Raw genomic sequence first — 16,017 nt, forward strand, 5'->3', positions numbered from 1 at the left:
ATGCGAGGTTCATGTAGTGCAGCAGTCTTCCCTCGGCCCGGATGCCGCCGAGTACGCGCGACGGCTCGCCCGTGTACAGGAGGGCATGGCGGAGCGCTCGTTCGCCGCCCTGCTGGTGACCGATCCGGCCAATATGTACTACCTCACCGGCTATAACGCCTGGTCCTTCTATACGCCGCAGTGTCTGGTGGTGCCGGCCGACGGTCAGCCGGTGCTGTTCGCCCGTGCGATGGACGCCGCCGGAGCCGGGTTCACCGCCTGGCTGCCGCCGGAGCAGATCGAAGGCTACCCGGAGGAACTGGTCCACCGTCCGAAGGTGCACCCGTACGACTGGATCGCCGAACGCGTCCGCGAACGCGGCCTGATCGAGACCGGGCCGGACGGGTGCGTAGGAATCGAGGGAGACTCCGCGTTCTTCACCGCCCGCGGCTACCTCGCGCTGCGGGCGGGTCTTCCGCACGTCCGGCTCGAAGACAGCCAGGAACTCGTCAACTGGGTACGCGTGGTCAAGTCCGACCACGAACTCGCCCAGATGCGGATCGCCGGGTCGATCGCGCAGCAGGTCATGGAGGTGGCGCTGGCGGCCGTGGCCCCGGGGCGACGCCAATGTGACGTCGTCGCCGAGATCGCCGCCGCACAGGCGCGCGGCACGGCTGAGCACGGCGGCGACTACCCGGCGCTCGTGCCGATGCTGCCCACCGGCGAAGGAGCCGGCACACCGCATCTGACCTGGACCGAGGAGAAGTTCCGCGTCGGTGAGGCCACGACGATCGAGCTGGCGGGCGTGTACCGGCGCTACCACGCGCCGCTGGCCCGCACCATCATGCTCGGCGAGCCGCCCCGCCTGCTCGCCGACACCGCGGCGATCGTGCGCGACGGCATGGCCGAGGTCCTGGCCACGCTGCGCCCCGGACGGACCGCTCACGAGATCCACGCCGCGTGGAACGCCGTCATCAGCGCGCACGGCTTGACCAAGGAATCCCGGATCGGCTACTCCATCGGCCTGGGATACCCGCCGGACTGGGGTGAGCGCACCATCAGCCTGCGGCCCGACGAGCACACCGTGCTCGAGGCCGGCATGTGCTTCCACGTCATCCTCGGCATGTGGATGGACGACTGGGGATACGAGCTGTCCGAACCCGTCGCGCTGACCACCGACGGGGTCGAGCGGCTGACCGACCTCACCCAGAACCTCACGATCGGACGGTGAACACGATGACGCAGACCGCCCGGCAGGTGCCGCTCGCGGCACGGGCGGCAGGACTGGTCGGGTCGGTCATCGACTCGAGCACGTCGCTGCTGCAGAAGCAGTCGCACGACATCGTCCGCTTCGCGATGGGCAGCCCCGCCGCCGAGGTGGTCCCCACGCAGGTCCTGGCCGCGATCAGCGCCGCCGAACTCGGCTCGGCGCACGCCTACGACTACGCCGCGACCGAGGGCGACCCCCGGCTGCGGGCGGCGGTGCTCGACATGCTGTCAGGCACCGGCGAGGCGACGACCCCCGACCGGCTGACCATCACCAGCGGCGGCATGCAGGGCATCGACCTCGCCTGCAAGCTCTTCGTCGACCCCGGCGACCTGGTCGTCGTCGAGTCGCCGACCTACACCAACGGCAGCGCCACCGTCATGTCGTACGGCGGCGAGGTGCTCGAAGCGCCCGTCGACGACGACGGGCTGATCGTCGAGGCTCTGCCGGCGCTCGTCGAGCGGGCCGGCCGCCTGCCGAAGGCGATCTACACGATCCCGAACTTCCAGAACCCCTCCGGCACCACCATGTCGCTCGCGCGGCGGCTCGCGCTCCTCGAGCTGGCCCGCGGATGGGGGGCGATCGTCATCGACGACGACCCGTACGGCTGGTTGCGCTTCGCCGGCGAGGACCTGCCGAGCCTGCGCGAACTGGGTGAGGGGCGGGCGGACGTGTTCTCGGTGCGTACCTTCTCCAAGGTGCTGGCGCCGGGTCTGCGGGTGGGCTGGGTCGACGCGGCCCCCGAACTCGGCCAGTTGCTGATCAACGCCAAGCAGGCCATGGACACCTGCGCCAACCTGCCCGCGCAGCTCCTGGTGGCCCGGTTCCTCGAGGACGGCCATCTCACCGAGCACCTGAGCGGCCTGCGCGTGGAGTACCTGCGCCGCAAGATCGGGATGCAGCGGGCGCTCACCGAGCACCTCGGCGACATCGCGAGATGGACCAGCCCGGACGGCGGATTCTTCCTGTGGGTGACGCTGCCGGAGGAGGTCGACGCGCAGGAGCTGTTCGAGGTGGGGCTGGCCGAAGGGGTCGCCTTCATCCCCGGCTCGGCATTCTCGCCGAGCGGCCGATTCCGCAACGCCCTGCGGCTGTGCTTCGCGTCGACCACTCCGGAGCGCACCTTCGAGGGTGTACGCCGACTGCGTCGCGCGATCGACCTGGTGACGACGGGGGCTCGGCATGGCTGACCGCGAAGCGATCACCGAGGCCGAACACGCGGTCCTCGACCTGATCACGCTCGACGAGATCCGCGAGGTCGCGGTGGACCTGGTCCGGGCGGTGGGGCAGAACCCGCCCGGCGAGGAGGGCCCGACCGTGGACGTGCTCGTCGCCGCCTGCGAGGCGCGCGGTCTGGCGGTGACGACCACCGAGGTGGAGCCCGGCCGGTCCAACGTGTCGGCGGTCCTCACCGGGGGCTCCGGGCCCGGGTTGCTGCTGCTCGGGCACACCGACGTGGTGCCCGTGGGCGACAACTGGACCGTGCCGCCCTTCGGCGGCCAGGTCCGCGACGGCCGGCTGTTCGGGCGCGGCTCGGCGGACATGAAGGGCGGTCTCGCCGCGTGCGTGGTGGCGCTGTCCGCGCTGCGCCGGGCCGGTGTCGCCCTCACCGGTCCGGTCGAGCTGGCCGCCGTGGTCGACGAGGAGGAGACCGGCAAGGGCATCCGGGCCTACCTCGCCGACGGTGACCGTTCCGGCTTCGCCGGGTGCGTCGTGGCGGAACCCACCGACCTGCAGACGATCATCGCTGCGCGCGGTGACTCGTACGTCGAGATCGCGGTCACCGGGCGGGCCGCTCACTCCGGCAAGCCCTCCGACGGGCTCAACGCCATCTACGGCGCCGCCGCGGTGGTGACCGAGCTCGAACGCTGGCACGGTGAGCTGTCGGATGTACGGCACCCGCTGGTCGGGGCCGCCACGTGGAGCGTCGGTCAGATCGCCGGCGGCACCGGGACGTCCACCGTTCCGGCCGAGTGCCTGATCACCGCAGATCGGCGCCTGCTGCCCGATGAGAAGGGGGAGACCGTGCTGGCCGAGACGACCGGCCGGATCGAGGCCCTGCGTCTGGAGGAGCGTGGGCTGGGCGTCGCGGTCACCATGACGATGCAGATGCCCGGGTTCGAGACGGCGCCGGACCATCGGCTGGTCGCGACGGCCAAGCGGGCGGTGGGCGACGCCGGCGGGCCCGATCTGCCGCTGGCGGGATGGACCGCCGCGTGCGACGGCGGATTCATCGCCCGTGACGCCGGGGTTCCGGTGATCGTGCTCGGCCCCGGCTCGGTCGCCGAGCAGGCGCACCGGGCCGACGAGTCGGTCAGCCTCGAGGAACTCGTGGTCGCGGCCCGCGCCTACGCGCTGTGCGCGATGAGGCTGCTCACCGGCTGAATCGGGGCCGCTTGCGCGGTCGTCAGCGGCGTTCAGTGCCGCCTTCGAGGTCGTCAGCGGCGTCCAGGGCCGCTGCGAGCACCTGTGCCAGGTGCAGCGCGGTCCGGTCGGTGCCCTGCCCGATCTGCGTACGGCAGCTGAAGCCGTCCGCGACGATCGCCGTCGCAGGGTCCGCCGCGCGTACGGCGGGCAGCAGCACCCGCTCACCGGCCGCCCGCGACACTTCGTAATGGCCCCGCTCGAACCCGAAATTACCGGCGAGACCACAACAGCCGGAATCCGGGGCATCGGCGTCGATGCCCGCCGCCCGCAGCAGCGCGGAGTCCGCCTCGAAGCCCATGACCGAATGCTGGTGGCAGTGCCGCTGCACCAGCGCCTTCCCGCCCACGTCGGGCGGCCGCCAGTCCGGGGCGTACGCGGCCAGCAGCTCGGCGAGCGTGTGGGTGAGCTGCTTGGCGCGCTCGGCCCGCTCGTCACCGGGCAGCAGATCCACCGCCTCGTGCCGGAACACGGCGGTGCAACTCGGTTCCAGCCCGACGACGGGGACGCCCGCCCGCAGGTAGCCGTCGAGCAGGCCCAGGGAGTGGCGCAGCACCCGCTTGGCGACACCGAGCTGCCCGGTCGAGATCCAGGTCAGCCCGCAGCACACCTGGCCGCGCGGCAGCACCACCTCGAAGCCCGCCGCCTCGAGCACCCGGACCGCGGCCCGGCCGACCTCGGGGGAGAGGTAGGTGGTGAAGGAGTCGGGCCACAGCACGACCTTGCCGCGCGCGCCGGTGCCGGCCGGTCGGCCGCGCCGGCGGAACCACGCCGTCAACGGCTGGTCGGCGAAGCGTGGGATGGCCCGCTCGGGCGCGATCCCGCCGATCCGCTTGAGCAGGCCCGCGAGACCCGACGACGTCATCCGGTTGACCACTCTCGGCATGCGCGCCGCCAGGCGTGACCACAGCGGCAGCCAGCCCATCGAGTAGTGCGACGGCGGGCGGAGCCGATGCCGGTAGTGGTGGTACTGGAACTCGGCCTTGTAGGTGGCCATGTCGACGTTGACCGGACAGTCGGACAGGCATCCCTTGCACGACAGGCACAGGTCGAGGGCGTCGCGCACCTCGGTGGAGCGCCACCCGTCGGTGATGACGTCACCCCGGAGCATCTCCCACAGCAGGTGGGCCCGGCCCCGCGTGGAGTGCTGCTCTTCGCGGGTGACCTGGTAGCTGGGGCACATCACGCCGCCCGAAGACTCCCGGCACTTGCCCACCCCGACGCAGCGGCGCTGCGCCTGGGCGAAGCTGCCGGCGTCCTGCGGGTAGGCGAAGACCGTGAGCAGGCGCTTGGGGTCGGCCGCTCCGGCGTGCCGGATGTTCGCGTCGATCGGCTCAGGGTCGGCGATGATGTTCGGATTCAGCACCTCGGAGGGGTCCCAGAGCTGCTTGACCTCGCGGAACAGGCCCATGATGTCGGTGCCGTACATGCGGGTCAGCAGTTCCGAACGCGCTCGTCCGTCGCCGTGTTCGCCGGAGACCGAGCCGCCCAGGCGGACGACGAGGTCGGTGGCCTGCTCGACGAACGAGCGGAAGGTGGTCAGACCGGCCCGGCTCATCAGGTCGAAGTCGATGCGCATGTGCATGCAGCCCTCGCCGAAGTGCCCGTACGAGGCGCCCGACAGGCCATGGGCCGCCATCAGCTCGTCGAGCTCGCGCAGGTACGTCCCGAGCCGGTCCGGCGGGACCGCGGCGTCCTCCCAGCCGGCCCAGGCCTCCGCGCCGTCGGCCCGGCGGGTGGCCAGGCCGGTGCCGTCGCGCCGGCACCGCCACAGCACGGCCTGCGCGCGCGGATCGGTGACCAGGGCCGACGTCACGGGGATGCCCGCATGGCCGAGGTCGGCGACGATCGCGCGCCCCGCGCGGGCCGCGTGCTCGGCGTCGTCGCCCGCGACCTCGATGAGCAGCCAGGCGCTGCCCTCCGGCAGGCCCGCCGCGATCGCGTCGTTCCTGACCTGGTCGGGCAGGCGCCGCACCAGCTCGTCGTTGATCGATTCCATGGTCAGCGGCTGGTGGGGCAGCACGTGGGGCACGCACTCGGCGGCGCTGAAGGAGTCGGGGAAGCCCAGCACCAGCAGGGCCTTGGCGGCGGGCAGCGGCACCAGGCCGATGGTCGCCCGCAGGGTGGTCGCCAGGGTGCCCTCGGTGCCACAGAGGAAGCGGGCGACGTCGTAGCCGTGCTCGGGCAGCAGCCGGTCCAGCGCGTACCCGGAGATGCGGCGTTTGAGACCGGAGAAACGCCGGCCGATCGCGAGGGCGTTCCGCTGGGCCAGCGCCTGCATCGCCCGGTGGAGTTCGCCTTCGCGGCCCGGCCGTGCGGCCAGCTCGGCCATCCGTCGCCCGGTGTCGGCATCGGCGGCCGGCACCGTGAGGTCCAGCCGGGAGCCGTCCGCGAGCAGCGCCTCAAGGCCCATGAGGTTGTCCGCGGTGGTCCCCCAGGCCACCGAGTGGGCGCCACAGGCGTTGTTGGCGATCATCCCGCCGAGGGTCGCCCGGCTGGCCGAGGAGGGATCGGCGCCGAAGGTGAGGCCGTGACGGCCCGCCGCCGCGGTCAGGTCGGTGAGCACGACACCCGGCTCGACCACGGCGGTGCGGCTCACGGGGTCGAGGTCGAGGATCCGGTTGACGTGACGGGAGACGTCGACGACCACGCCGCCGATGGCGTTACCGGCCATCGACGTACCGCCGCCGCGGACCACCACGGGCGCGCCCACCTCGGCCGCGATGCACACGGCGGCCACGAGGTCGTCCACGTCGGCGGGCACGACGACCAGGTCGGGCACCAGTCGGTAGTTGGAGGCGTCGGTGCTGTAGAGGGCCTTGGTCCCGGGGTCGTGGCGGGCCGTCCCCCGCAGGACGGACGTCAGCCGCGTGGCCAGCGACTCGACGTCGAAAGCCGTCGAGTGGCGGGTCAATGGCTCAGGACGGCGTGCAGGAAGCTCTTGGTGCGATCTTCCTTCGGCGCCTTGAAGATCTCTCCGGGCGGGCCCTGTTCGACCACGGAACCGTGGTCGAACATCACGACGCGATCCGAGATCTCCTCGGCGAAGCGCATCTCGTGGGTCACCATGAGCATCGTCATGTCGGTGCTCACGGCCAGCTCCCGGATGACGTTGAGCACCTCGCCGATCAGCTCCGGGTCGAGTGCCGACGTGGGCTCGTCGAAGAGCAGCACCTTGGGCCGCATGGCCAGCGCGCGGGCGATGGCCACCCGCTGCTGCTGCCCGCCGGACAGCTTCGGCGGCTTGTGGTCGAGGTGCTTGGACAGGCCCACCATCTCCAGCAGTTCGACCGAGCGCTGACGGGCCTCTTCCTTGTCCAGCTTGAGCACCCGGGTGGGCGCCTCGAGGACGTTCTCCAGGGCGGTCATGTGCGGGAAGAGATTGAACTGCTGGAACACCATGCCGACGTGGCGGCGGGTCGCCCGCATCTGCTTGGTCTCCTTGGGCCGCGAGCCGGGCTTGACGTCCCACAGGGTCTCGCCGTTGACCGTCACGAGACCCGTGTCGGGCGTCTCCAGGGTCATCAGGATCCGCAGGATCGTGGTCTTGCCCGATCCGGACGGCCCGATGATGGACACCTTCTCGCCCGACTTGACGTCGAAGTTCAGCGATCGGAGCACCTCATTGTCGCCCCACCGCTTGCTGACGTCGTCGAAGGAGATCATCACCTCGCGGGCCGCCGCGGGCGTCGATTCGGGTACGGGGGCCGATTCGGTGTCAATGTGCGGGGGCAAGTCGACGCTCCAATCTCCGGACCATCTGAGAGGCCGGGTAGCTGACCAGGAGGAAGAGCAGACCCGCGATGGTCAGCGGCTCGAGGTACCGGAAGTTGTTCGATCCGATCGCCTGAGCGTGGGCCAGCAGTTCGAACACGGTGATGGCGGACAGCACGGCCGAGTCCTTGAACATCTGGATGAGGTAGTTGCCCAGGAGGGGGATCACCGACCGGACGGCCTGAGGCAGGATGATCCGGGTCCAGGTGGCCCCGATGGGCAGGTTGAGCGCCTTCGCCGCCTCCCACTGCCCGGGCGGCACGTCGTGGATTCCGGAGCGGTAGACCTCGGCCGTGTAGGCGCTGTAGTTGATGCCGATCACGACGATGCCGGTGGCCATCGGACTGAAGCTCAGGCCGTAGTTGGGCAGGATGAAGAACGCGCAGTACGCCTGGATCAGCAGCGGCGTTCCCCGGACGAACTGGACGTAGAAGTTGAACAGCTGTGACACGACCGGCAGGCGCGAGAACCGGATGACCGCGACCACCAGGCCGAGGATCATCGCGATGACCGTGCCGGCGAGGGTGATCTGGACGGTCACCCACAGCCCCTGAAGCAGATCCGGCAGGATCGACAGGGCGAATTCAGAGTCCCAGATCATACGGGCATCCCTGCCTTCACGAGCGGACCCGGCTGATCCCGGCGTGACTTGGGCCGGCGGTCCAGGGCGAACCGCCGCTCCAGCCACTTCATCAGCAGCGAGATCAGTGACGAGAGCACGAAGTAGAGCACGAGGATGGTGAGGAACACCGCCGTCGTCTGCCCCGTGGTGCTGCGGACCATCTGCCCGCGGAAGGTGAGATCCGCGACCGTGACGAGCGAGACCAGAGAGGTGTTCTTCAGCAGATCCACCATCACGTTGCAGAAGGGCGGCAACATGGCCGGGATGGACTGGGGTATCAGCACCCGCCGCATCCGCAGCGCCCGGCCCATGCCGAGGGCCACGCACGCCTCGCTCTGGCCGGCGGCGCGTGAGCTGATCGTGCCACGCACGATCTCGGCCCCGTAGGCCCCCTCGTTGAACCCCAGCGCCAGCACCGCCGCGGTGAGCGGGGCGAGCTGGAAGCCGAAGAAGGGCAGCGCGAAGAAGAACCAGAACATCTGGACCAGCAGGGAGGTGCCGCGGAAGACCTCGACGAAGACGCCGGCCGGCCACCGCAGCCACCAGTGCTGCGAGAGGCGGGCGAGACCCGCCGTGAACGCCGTCACCACCGTGAGGATGGCGCCGAGAACGGTGACGAGCACCGTGATGAGCAGCCCCTGCAGCAGCAGCGGCGCGTAGGTGATCACATCAGACATGGGTCGTCGATCTCCTGGGCCGTGGGGTGAGGCTGGGGTGGCCCACTCGGGTCAGCCGGCGTTCTTGCACAGCTCGGCGGCTGTGACGCCCTTGGTGGTCTGCGCGTCGAAGCCCCACTTGGTGAGGATCGCGGCGAACTCGCTGGTCGCCTTGAACGCGGTCAGCTCCTTGTTGTACTCGGCCAGGAACGTCTTGTCCGTGGGGCGGAAGGCCGCTCCGGACCCGGTCCGTGGCGCGTCACCCACCGGCGCGGTGACCTCGAAGTCCTTGTCCTTCTCCCGCAGGGCCGTCAGCGAGAGGGTGGGCAGGAAGAAGGCGTCGGCCCGCCCGGCCCGCAGCGCCTCGATGCCGCTGCGCCCGTCGTCCACCTTGACCAGTTGCCCGTCGGGCACCTTGGCCGTCTTGAGGATCCCGTCCTCGAACCCGCCGGGAAGCACCGCGATCTTCAGCTCCGCGTTCGCGAGCACGCCGGCGACGGTGGTGATCTTCTTCGGATTGCCGGGCTTGACCCCGAAGGACTCCGTCGAGACGATGACCGGCTCCGAATAGAGCACCTCGGCGCAGCGTGACTGCTTCATGAACAGGCCCGCCGCGATGGCGTCCCACCGGTTGGCCTTCAGGCCGGGGATCATCGACGCGTACGGAGTGATGACTCCCTGGACGTCGTTGATGCCCAGGCGCTTGCACACGGCGCGGAACACGTCCGGCTCGGCGCCCGTGACGTTGCCGTCCGCGGTGACCTGCGTGTACGGCGGCTCGTTCGCGATGCCCACGCGGAGGAAGCCTTGCTTTCGCCCGGTCGCGAGCAGGTCCTGGGTGGCGCTCGCGGAGCCGGGGATCTCCGTCCGGCTGCAGCCGGCCAGAAATCCGGTCAGCGGCGCGGCCATCGCGGCGGCGCCGAGGCCGCGAAGGAGTGCTCTCCGCGTGGGGTCGTAGGTCATGTCGACTCCGATATCGTCGCGGCCGTCCTGGGGGACAGCGTTGGGAAGCCGGGATTCGCCAGGAACGGGGCGAGGCCTCTTTGTTGCTGACCGAAGCTAATCAGCTGGTGTAGCATTGTCAACAATCTTATTGATCCCTCGGGATATTGGAACGCGCTCGAAACACTCGCGAAACGTGTTTTCCTCCGCATCGCTCCTCATCCGAAAGGTCATCCGTGAACGAGCAACTCCGTCATACGACCGTCGGTCTGCTGTACCCCGGCTTCGGCGCCGAGGACGATTTCCCCGCCCTCGAGCGACGGCTGGGCGGCGCCGTGCGCCTGCCGCTGGTGCACACGTCGGTCGGTGAGGACGCCCACAGGGTCGACGCGCTGCTGGACCTCGGCAGCGCCGAGCGCCTGGCCGAAGGCGCCCGGCAGTTGGCCGGTCACGCTCCGGACGCCGTGATGTGGGCGTGCACCTCGGGCAGCTTCGTCTTCGGCTGGGACGGCGCCCGCGAGCAGGTGGACGGCGTGGCGAAGATCGTGGGGCTGCCCGTCTCATCGACCTCCATCGCGTTCGTCGAGGCGGTGCACGCGCTCGGCCTGCGCCGCGTCGCCGTCGCGGCGTCCTACCCGCAGGACGTCGCGTCACACTTCGTGGAGTTCCTGCGGCGCGGCGGCGTCGAGGTCGCGGCGCTGGGCAGCCACGGCATCCTCACGGCGGCCGAGGTCGGCACCTTCGGCAAGGAGCGCGTGGCGGACATGGTGCGCTCCGGTGACGTCGACGACGCGGAGGCCGTGCTGGTCCCCGACACCGCGATGCACTCGCTGGCATGGCTGGACGACCTCGAGAGCGCCGTTGGCAAGCCGGTCCTCACCGCCAACCAGGTCACGGTATGGGAGGGGCTGCGGATCGGGGGAGGGAGCACGCGCCTGGACAACATGGGATCCCTCTTCCGCCGGTGATCGGAGATGACATCAGTTGATTCCCACGTCGCGATGATGAACAATCCACAATCGACACGCACGCCGGGCTCTCCGCGCCGCACTGTCGCAGTCGAATCGGAGACCAGCATGACCACCCTGGGCAGGTTCATCGGACCCGTGGACCGCGAGTCCACGCCGAGCATCATCGCCCGCAAGCTCCGTGAGGCGATCGCCCACGGCGAGCTCCGGCCCGGCACCCAGTTGGGCGAGGCCGACCTGGCCCGCGAGCTCGGCGTGAGCCGTGGCCCGCTGCGGGAGGCCATGCAGCGCCTGACGCAGGAGGGGTTGCTGATCTCGATCCGCAACCGCGGTCTGTTCGTCATCGAGCTGACCGATGACGACGTCTACGACATCTACGTGGCACGCACCGCCGTCGAGCGCGCCGCCGCCGCCGAGATCTTCCGCCGCGATCCCGTCGCCGCGGGTACGCGACTGGCGTCGATCATCAAGAAGATGGCGAAGGCCTCCGACCGGATGGACGGAGAGAAGATCGGCGCCGCGGACCTGGAGTTCCACGAGGAGCTCGTCCGGATGGCCCAGAGCCCTCGGCTGTCACGGATGCACCACACGCTGCTGACCGAGACCCGCATGTGCGTGACCGCGCTGCAGGAGACCTACCCCGCGCCCGACGACCGCGTTCCCGAGCACAACGAGATCGCCGACGCGTTCATCGCCGGCGATGCCGAACTCGTTGACCGCCTGCTCATCGAGCACATGCGCGACGCGGTGGTCCGCCTCGGGTCGCGGGGGGCCGCCACCTAGACCGGTCAGGCGAGGGCGATGCCGATGTACTTGGTCTCCAGGAACTCCTCGATACCGGTCGGCCCGCCCTCGCGGCCGAGCCCCGAGGCCTTGACCCCGCCGAACGGCGCGGCGGGGTTGGACACCACACCCTGGTTGATGCCGACCATGCCCGTCTCCAGCGCCTCGGCGACGCGCAGCGCGCGCGACAGGTCGTTGGTGTACAGGTAGTTGACCAGGCCGTACTCGGTGTCGTTGGCGGCGGCCACGACCTCTTCCTCGGTGGCGAACGGCGTCAGCGGCGCGACCGGGCCGAAGATCTCCTCGTGGCGCATCCGAGCCGACTCGGGCACGCCGGTCAGAACCGTCGGCGGGTAGAAGAAGCCGGGCTCGTTCCCGGTCTCTCCGCCGGTGAGCACCTTGGCGCCGCGCTCGACGGCGTCGGTCACCAGTTGCTGCACCTTCCGCTGCGCGGCGGCGTCGATGAGCGGGCCGACGCGGACGCCGTCGTCGACACCCCGTCCGACGGGCAGGGCGGCCATCTTCTCGGCCAGCTTCGTACCGAAGGCGTCGATGACGTCGGCGTGGACGTACATGCGGTTCGCGGCGGTGCAGGCCTCGCCGGAGTTGCGCATCTTCGCGGCGATCGCCCCGTCGACGGCCGCATCGAGGTCGGCGTCGGGGAAGACGATGAACGCGGCGTTGCCACCGAGCTCCATCGAGGTGCGCAGCACCTTGTCGGCGCACTGCTCGAGCAGCCGGCGGCCCACGGCGGTGGAACCCGTGAACGACAGCTTGCGCGCCACGCCGGAGCGGATCAGCGGCTCCATGACCGCGCCCGCGTTGTCCGTGGTCACGACATTGACCACACCCTCGGGAACACCGGCTTCGGCCAGGATCTCGGCCAGGGCCAGCATGGACAGCGGGGTCTGCGCGGCCGGCTTGATGACGCTCGTGCAGCCGGCCGCGATCGCGGGGCCGATCTTGCGGGTGCCCATGGCCATGGGGAAGTTCCAGGGCGTGATCAGCAGCGACGGCCCGACGGGCTGCTTGGTCACCAGGAAACGGGCGCCGCCGGCCGGCGCGACCTGGTAGCCGCCGTTGACGCGGACGGCCTCTTCGGCGAAGTGGCGGAAGAACTCCGCGGCGTAGGCGATCTCGCCTCGTGACTCCGCCAGGGGCTTGCCCATCTCCAGCGTCATGAGCAGGGCGAGGCTGTCGATGCGCTCGTGCAGCAGGTGAAAGGCGCGCATGAGCATGTCGGCACGCGCGCGCGGCGCGGTGGCGGCGAACGCGGTCTGCGCCGCGGCGGCGGCTTCGAGGGCGGCCATCCCGTCTTCGGGCGACGCGTCCGCCACGGCGCACAAGAGCTTGCCCGTGGAGGGATCCAGCACGTCGAAGGTGGCTCCCGACGACGCGTCGATCCACTTGCCATTGATGAAGAGCTGCTTCGGAGCCGCCTCGACGACTGAGCGTTCACGGGCCTGATCAGTCATTTCTCGTCCCTTCCGACGGAGGGTGCTGGGAGCCGGCGCCGCTTCGGGGGCTGACGCGGACCGCGAGCCGTTGTAAGTTATCTACCAGTTTGATTGTCGACAATCTACCAGAGGGGTCCTCGTGGCAGAACTCTCTTCGATCCTCAAGCAGGCAACCGGAGTCATCGCCGCCCGCGGCGAAGGCGTGCACCTCTATGACGAGGAGGGCCGCCGCTACCTGGACTTCACCGCCGGCATCGGCGTCACCAGCACGGGGCACTGCCACCCGCGCGTGGTCGAGGCGGCCCAGCGCCAGGTCGCGACCCTCATCCACGCCCAGTACACGACGGTCATGCACCGCCCCCTGCTCGACCTGGTCGACCGTCTCGGCGAGGTGCTGCCCACCGGCCTCGACCGCATGTTCTTCGCCAACTCCGGCTCCGAAGGGGTGGAGGCGGCCCTGCGCCTGGCCCGCCAGTCGACCGCCCGCCCGAACGTCGTCGTCTTCCACGGCGGCTTCCACGGCCGGACCGTCGCGGCCGCCTCGATGACCACCTCCGGGACCAAGTTCCGCGCCGGCTTCAGCCCCATCATGGGCGGCGTCGTCATCGCGCCCTTCCCGAACCCCACCCACTACGGCTGGAGCGAGGAGGAAGCGACCGACTTCGCCCTGCGCGAGCTGGACTACCTCCTTCAGACCGTGACGACGCCGGCCGAGACCGCCGCCTTCTTCGTCGAGCCGGTGCTGGGGGAGGGCGGCTACGTGCCGGCCAACACCCGGTTCCTGGCCGGCCTGCGCGAGCGCGCCGACAGGCACGGGATCCTGCTGGTCCTCGATGAGGTGCAGACCGGCTGGGGGCGCACCGGCAAGTTCTGGGGCGGCGACCATTTCGACGCCCGCGCCGACATCCTGATCACCGCCAAGGGCCTGGCCTCCGGGTTCCCGCTGTCGGCGATCGCCGCCCGCGCGGACATCATGGAGAAGGCCTGGCCCGGTTCGCAGGGCGGCACCTACGGCGCGAACGCGGTGGCCTGCGCCGCGGCACTGGCCACCCTCGACGTGATCCAGAGCGAAGGCCTCGTGCAGAACTCGGCCGCCCGCGGCGCCGAACTCCGCGCGGTGCTGCAGGACGTGGCGTCCGCGCACAAGAACATCACCGACGTACGAGGCCTGGGCCTGATGCTGGGCAACGAGTTCCGCGACGCGAACGGAGACCCGGACGGCGCCACCGCCGCCGCGGCCCAGCAGGAGGCCGCCAAGCGCGGGCTGCTGCTGCTGACCTGCGGCGCCTGGGGAGAGGTCGTCCGGTTCATCCCCGCGCTGGTCGTCAACTCCGAGCAGGTGAAGGAGGCCGGCACGATCTGGGCGGAGGCGGTGACCGCGGTGACCGCCTGACCAGCGGTCGCGGCTGTGTCACTGTGCCCGGTGGACGCTGAAGTCGTCGAACGACACGGTGATGACGCCGCCGCCGGCCTCCGGCACCCGGGCGACCACGCCGGCCTGACTGATCGAGCTAACGGGCAGCGTCTGAGAGTCGACGACGTCGATCGTCTGGGTTCCGTCGATCCACAGCGTCAGGTGGGTTCCGGTGCCGGCCCGCCGGCAGGCGGCCTGGATGCGGACCCGCTGCCCGGCGGTGGGCGCGCCGGCCTGTACGGGAGGCGTCACGTCGAGGTTGGTGCCCTGGGCGTTCCTGACGACGCGCGCGGTGCCGTCGAGGCCGAGCAGGAACGCGTACCCGTTGGGCACCTCTTCGTCCCATCGGCACAGGAGCCCGAAGCTTCCCCGGCCCGACGAGCCCGCCCGCACCTCGGCCGTCGCGCCGATCATCACGTCGCGTTCGACCGCGGCCGGTGAGGCCGGATTCTTGGCCGGCACGGGGGAGAGGGCGGGATTGTTCGGGTAGCCCTTGTCGGCGAAGAGGGAGTAGACGCCGCGGTCGATCTCGTACCCGTGCACGGTCCGGTTGTCTCCTTCGGCGTGGGGGCTGAAGGTGTAGCCGTCCCAGTTGCCCCGGTCGCTGAAGTCGTCGGCGTAGAGCAGCGGGCCGTTCGCCGGCGCCTCATGCGTGGACCTGAACTGCGGCACGAGGATCACGCCCGCGACGAGCACCGCCGCCAGACCGGCCGCGACCCCCCAGATCCACCGCCGTGTCCTTCCCGGGCCACCCGCGGCCCCCTGGGCGGTCTCCTGCGCGGCGGTCCGCAACGTCGCGGTGGACGGGTCCGGCCCGGCGGGCAGGGGTGGTAAGGGCGGCGGGGAGTGCGGGTCGCTCCCGGTGAGGTCGCGCAGCAGGTCGGCGGCGGTGGGCCGGGCGTCGGGGTCCTTGCTCAGGCAGGCGGCGAGCAGCGGGCGGAGGTCGCCGGGCACGCCGGCCAGGTCGGGGTCGCGGGTGGAGACGGAGTACAGGAGCGCGGGAATCGTCGCGCCGCCGAAAGCGAGCCGCCCGGTCGCGGCGAACGCCATCGTGCAGGCCCAGCTGAACACGTCCGACGCCCGGCTGGGCGGTTGCCCGGCGAACTGCTCCGGGGCGATGTAGGCGGGGGTGCCCACCACTCCGGACTCGGTGGTGGTGTGGTCCAGGGCGCGGGCGATGCCGAAGTCGATGACCACCGGCCCCTCGGGGCCGAGGATCACGTTACCTGGCTTGAAGTCGCGGTGCACGATCCCCGCCCGGTGGATCGCGGTCAGAGCCGTCAGCGTGGCGACCGCCAGCCGCTGCAACCCGCTGCCGGTCCGCGGGCCGTCGGTGGCGACCGCTTCGGCCAGGGACCCGCCGGGGATGTACTCGCTGACGACGTAGGGGCGACCGTGGATGTCTCCCACGTCCAGCACCCGCGCGGTGCAGAAGGGGGCGACCCGGCGGGCGGTGTCGGCCTCCCGCAGGAACCGCCGACGGCTTTCGGAGTCCATCGAGGCGCTGCGGTGCAGCACCTTGATCGCGACGCGGCCGCCCGACGCTGCCTCTCCGAGGTAGACCACCCCTTGACCGCCCTGGCCGAGCACGCCGGTCAGCCGGTAGTCGCCTATCCGCTCAGGCTCGTCCGGATCCAGGGGACGCGGGCCCACGGCCCACCTTCGATCATCTCGATGTCGTGCTGCGAAGGGCCAGGATAGAGGTTTCCCAGCCGGGCGGGAAAGCCGCGG

The 16,017-nt window shown here is 70.7% G+C and carries 13 protein-coding genes; 6 read left to right on the top strand and 7 right to left on the bottom strand.

From position 1 onward, the window contains the following. The first annotated feature begins 16 nt into the window (after window positions 1–16). The 3 genes from KLK06_RS62605 to KLK06_RS37090 are packed head-to-tail and all read left to right on the top strand — an operon-like array spanning window position 17 to window position 3,631. Window positions 17–1,210 (top strand): M24 family metallopeptidase, encoded by a 1,194-nt coding sequence (locus KLK06_RS62605; protein ID WP_214640304.1) that lies wholly within the window; start codon window positions 17–19, stop codon window positions 1,208–1,210. 5 nt (window positions 1,211–1,215) lie between these two features. Next, the gene (locus KLK06_RS37085) at window positions 1,216–2,436 is read left to right on the top strand and encodes a PLP-dependent aminotransferase family protein (RefSeq protein ID WP_250906631.1); all 1,221 of its coding nucleotides are present in this window, start codon (window positions 1,216–1,218) and stop codon (window positions 2,434–2,436) included. Further along, window positions 2,429–3,631, top strand: coding sequence for a M20 family metallopeptidase (locus tag KLK06_RS37090; protein WP_214640306.1), 1,203 nt, complete (start codon window positions 2,429–2,431; stop codon window positions 3,629–3,631). The genes KLK06_RS37085 and KLK06_RS37090 overlap by 8 nt, the downstream gene beginning before the upstream one ends. 22 nt (window positions 3,632–3,653) lie before the next feature. Here KLK06_RS37090 and KLK06_RS37095 read toward each other — a convergent pair whose 3' ends face one another. The 5 genes from KLK06_RS37095 to ehuB are packed head-to-tail and all read right to left on the bottom strand — an operon-like array spanning window position 3,654 to window position 9,685. After that, window positions 3,654–6,584: an FAD-binding and (Fe-S)-binding domain-containing protein gene (locus KLK06_RS37095; RefSeq protein WP_214640307.1), complete on the bottom strand. Its 2,931-nt coding sequence runs from the start codon at window positions 6,582–6,584 to the stop codon at window positions 3,654–3,656. Beyond that, window positions 6,581–7,405, bottom strand: coding sequence for an ectoine/hydroxyectoine ABC transporter ATP-binding protein EhuA (gene ehuA, locus KLK06_RS37100; RefSeq protein WP_284735232.1), 825 nt, complete (start codon window positions 7,403–7,405; stop codon window positions 6,581–6,583). The genes KLK06_RS37095 and ehuA overlap by 4 nt, the downstream gene beginning before the upstream one ends. After that, window positions 7,389–8,045 carry an ectoine/hydroxyectoine ABC transporter permease subunit EhuD gene (ehuD, locus tag KLK06_RS37105; protein ID WP_214640308.1) on the bottom strand — a complete coding sequence of 219 codons (657 nt, stop codon included), beginning with the start codon at window positions 8,043–8,045 and terminating at the stop codon, window positions 7,389–7,391. The genes ehuA and ehuD overlap by 17 nt, the downstream gene beginning before the upstream one ends. Further along, window positions 8,042–8,743 (bottom strand): ectoine/hydroxyectoine ABC transporter permease subunit EhuC, encoded by a 702-nt coding sequence (gene ehuC / locus KLK06_RS37110; RefSeq protein ID WP_214640309.1) that lies wholly within the window; start codon window positions 8,741–8,743, stop codon window positions 8,042–8,044. Before ehuC ends, ehuD begins: the two co-directional genes overlap by 4 nt. A 51-nt stretch (window positions 8,744–8,794) precedes the next feature. Next, window positions 8,795–9,685, bottom strand: a complete 891-nt coding sequence (gene ehuB, locus KLK06_RS37115; RefSeq protein ID WP_214640310.1) for an ectoine/hydroxyectoine ABC transporter substrate-binding protein EhuB — start codon at window positions 9,683–9,685, stop codon at window positions 8,795–8,797. Between the two features lie 215 nt (window positions 9,686–9,900). On the opposite strand from ehuB, the gene KLK06_RS37120 reads away from it, so the two are divergent. Together KLK06_RS37120 and KLK06_RS37125 are read left to right on the top strand one after the other, a co-directional pair. After that, window positions 9,901–10,632, top strand: a complete 732-nt coding sequence (locus tag KLK06_RS37120) for a maleate cis-trans isomerase (RefSeq protein WP_214640311.1) — start codon at window positions 9,901–9,903, stop codon at window positions 10,630–10,632. A 108-nt stretch (window positions 10,633–10,740) separates the two neighbouring features. After that, complete coding sequence (locus KLK06_RS37125; protein WP_214640312.1) at window positions 10,741–11,415, top strand: GntR family transcriptional regulator; 675 nt, start codon at window positions 10,741–10,743, stop codon at window positions 11,413–11,415. Between the two features lie 5 nt (window positions 11,416–11,420). Here the strand turns inward: KLK06_RS37125 and KLK06_RS37130 are convergent, their stop codons facing one another. After that, the gene (locus KLK06_RS37130) at window positions 11,421–12,890 is read right to left on the bottom strand and encodes an NAD-dependent succinate-semialdehyde dehydrogenase (RefSeq protein ID WP_214640313.1); all 1,470 of its coding nucleotides are present in this window, start codon (window positions 12,888–12,890) and stop codon (window positions 11,421–11,423) included. A gap of 121 nt (window positions 12,891–13,011) precedes the next feature. Between KLK06_RS37130 and KLK06_RS37135 the strand changes: the two genes are divergently transcribed. After that, window positions 13,012–14,265, top strand: a complete 1,254-nt coding sequence (locus KLK06_RS37135; RefSeq protein ID WP_214640314.1) for an aspartate aminotransferase family protein — start codon at window positions 13,012–13,014, stop codon at window positions 14,263–14,265. Window positions 14,266–14,283: 18 nt separating this feature from the next. Here the strand turns inward: KLK06_RS37135 and KLK06_RS37140 are convergent, their stop codons facing one another. Further along, window positions 14,284–15,939, bottom strand: a complete 1,656-nt coding sequence (locus KLK06_RS37140) for a serine/threonine-protein kinase (RefSeq protein ID WP_214640315.1) — start codon at window positions 15,937–15,939, stop codon at window positions 14,284–14,286. Between the last annotated feature and the right edge of the window lie 78 nt (window positions 15,940–16,017).

It is taken from the genome of Nonomuraea sp. NEAU-A123, from assembly GCF_018603905.1.
Classification (GTDB): Bacteria; Actinomycetota; Actinomycetes; order Streptosporangiales; family Streptosporangiaceae; genus Nonomuraea.

Bases quoted from the DNA above. Each gene is read 5' to 3' on its own strand.
- KLK06_RS37085 (WP_250906631.1), top strand. From the start codon at position 1,216: ATGACGCAGACCGCCCGGCAGGTGCCGCTCGCGGCACGGGCGGCAGGA.
- KLK06_RS37090 (WP_214640306.1), top strand. From the start codon at position 2,429: ATGGCTGACCGCGAAGCGATCACCGAGGCCGAACACGCGGTCCTCGAC.
- ehuD (WP_214640308.1), bottom strand. From the start codon at position 8,045: ATGATCTGGGACTCTGAATTCGCCCTGTCGATCCTGCCGGATCTGCTT.
- ehuC (WP_214640309.1), bottom strand. From the start codon at position 8,743: ATGTCTGATGTGATCACCTACGCGCCGCTGCTGCTGCAGGGGCTGCTC.
- ehuB (WP_214640310.1), bottom strand. From the start codon at position 9,685: ATGACCTACGACCCCACGCGGAGAGCACTCCTTCGCGGCCTCGGCGCC.
- KLK06_RS37125 (WP_214640312.1), top strand. From the start codon at position 10,741: ATGACCACCCTGGGCAGGTTCATCGGACCCGTGGACCGCGAGTCCACG.
- KLK06_RS37130 (WP_214640313.1), bottom strand. From the start codon at position 12,890: ATGACTGATCAGGCCCGTGAACGCTCAGTCGTCGAGGCGGCTCCGAAG.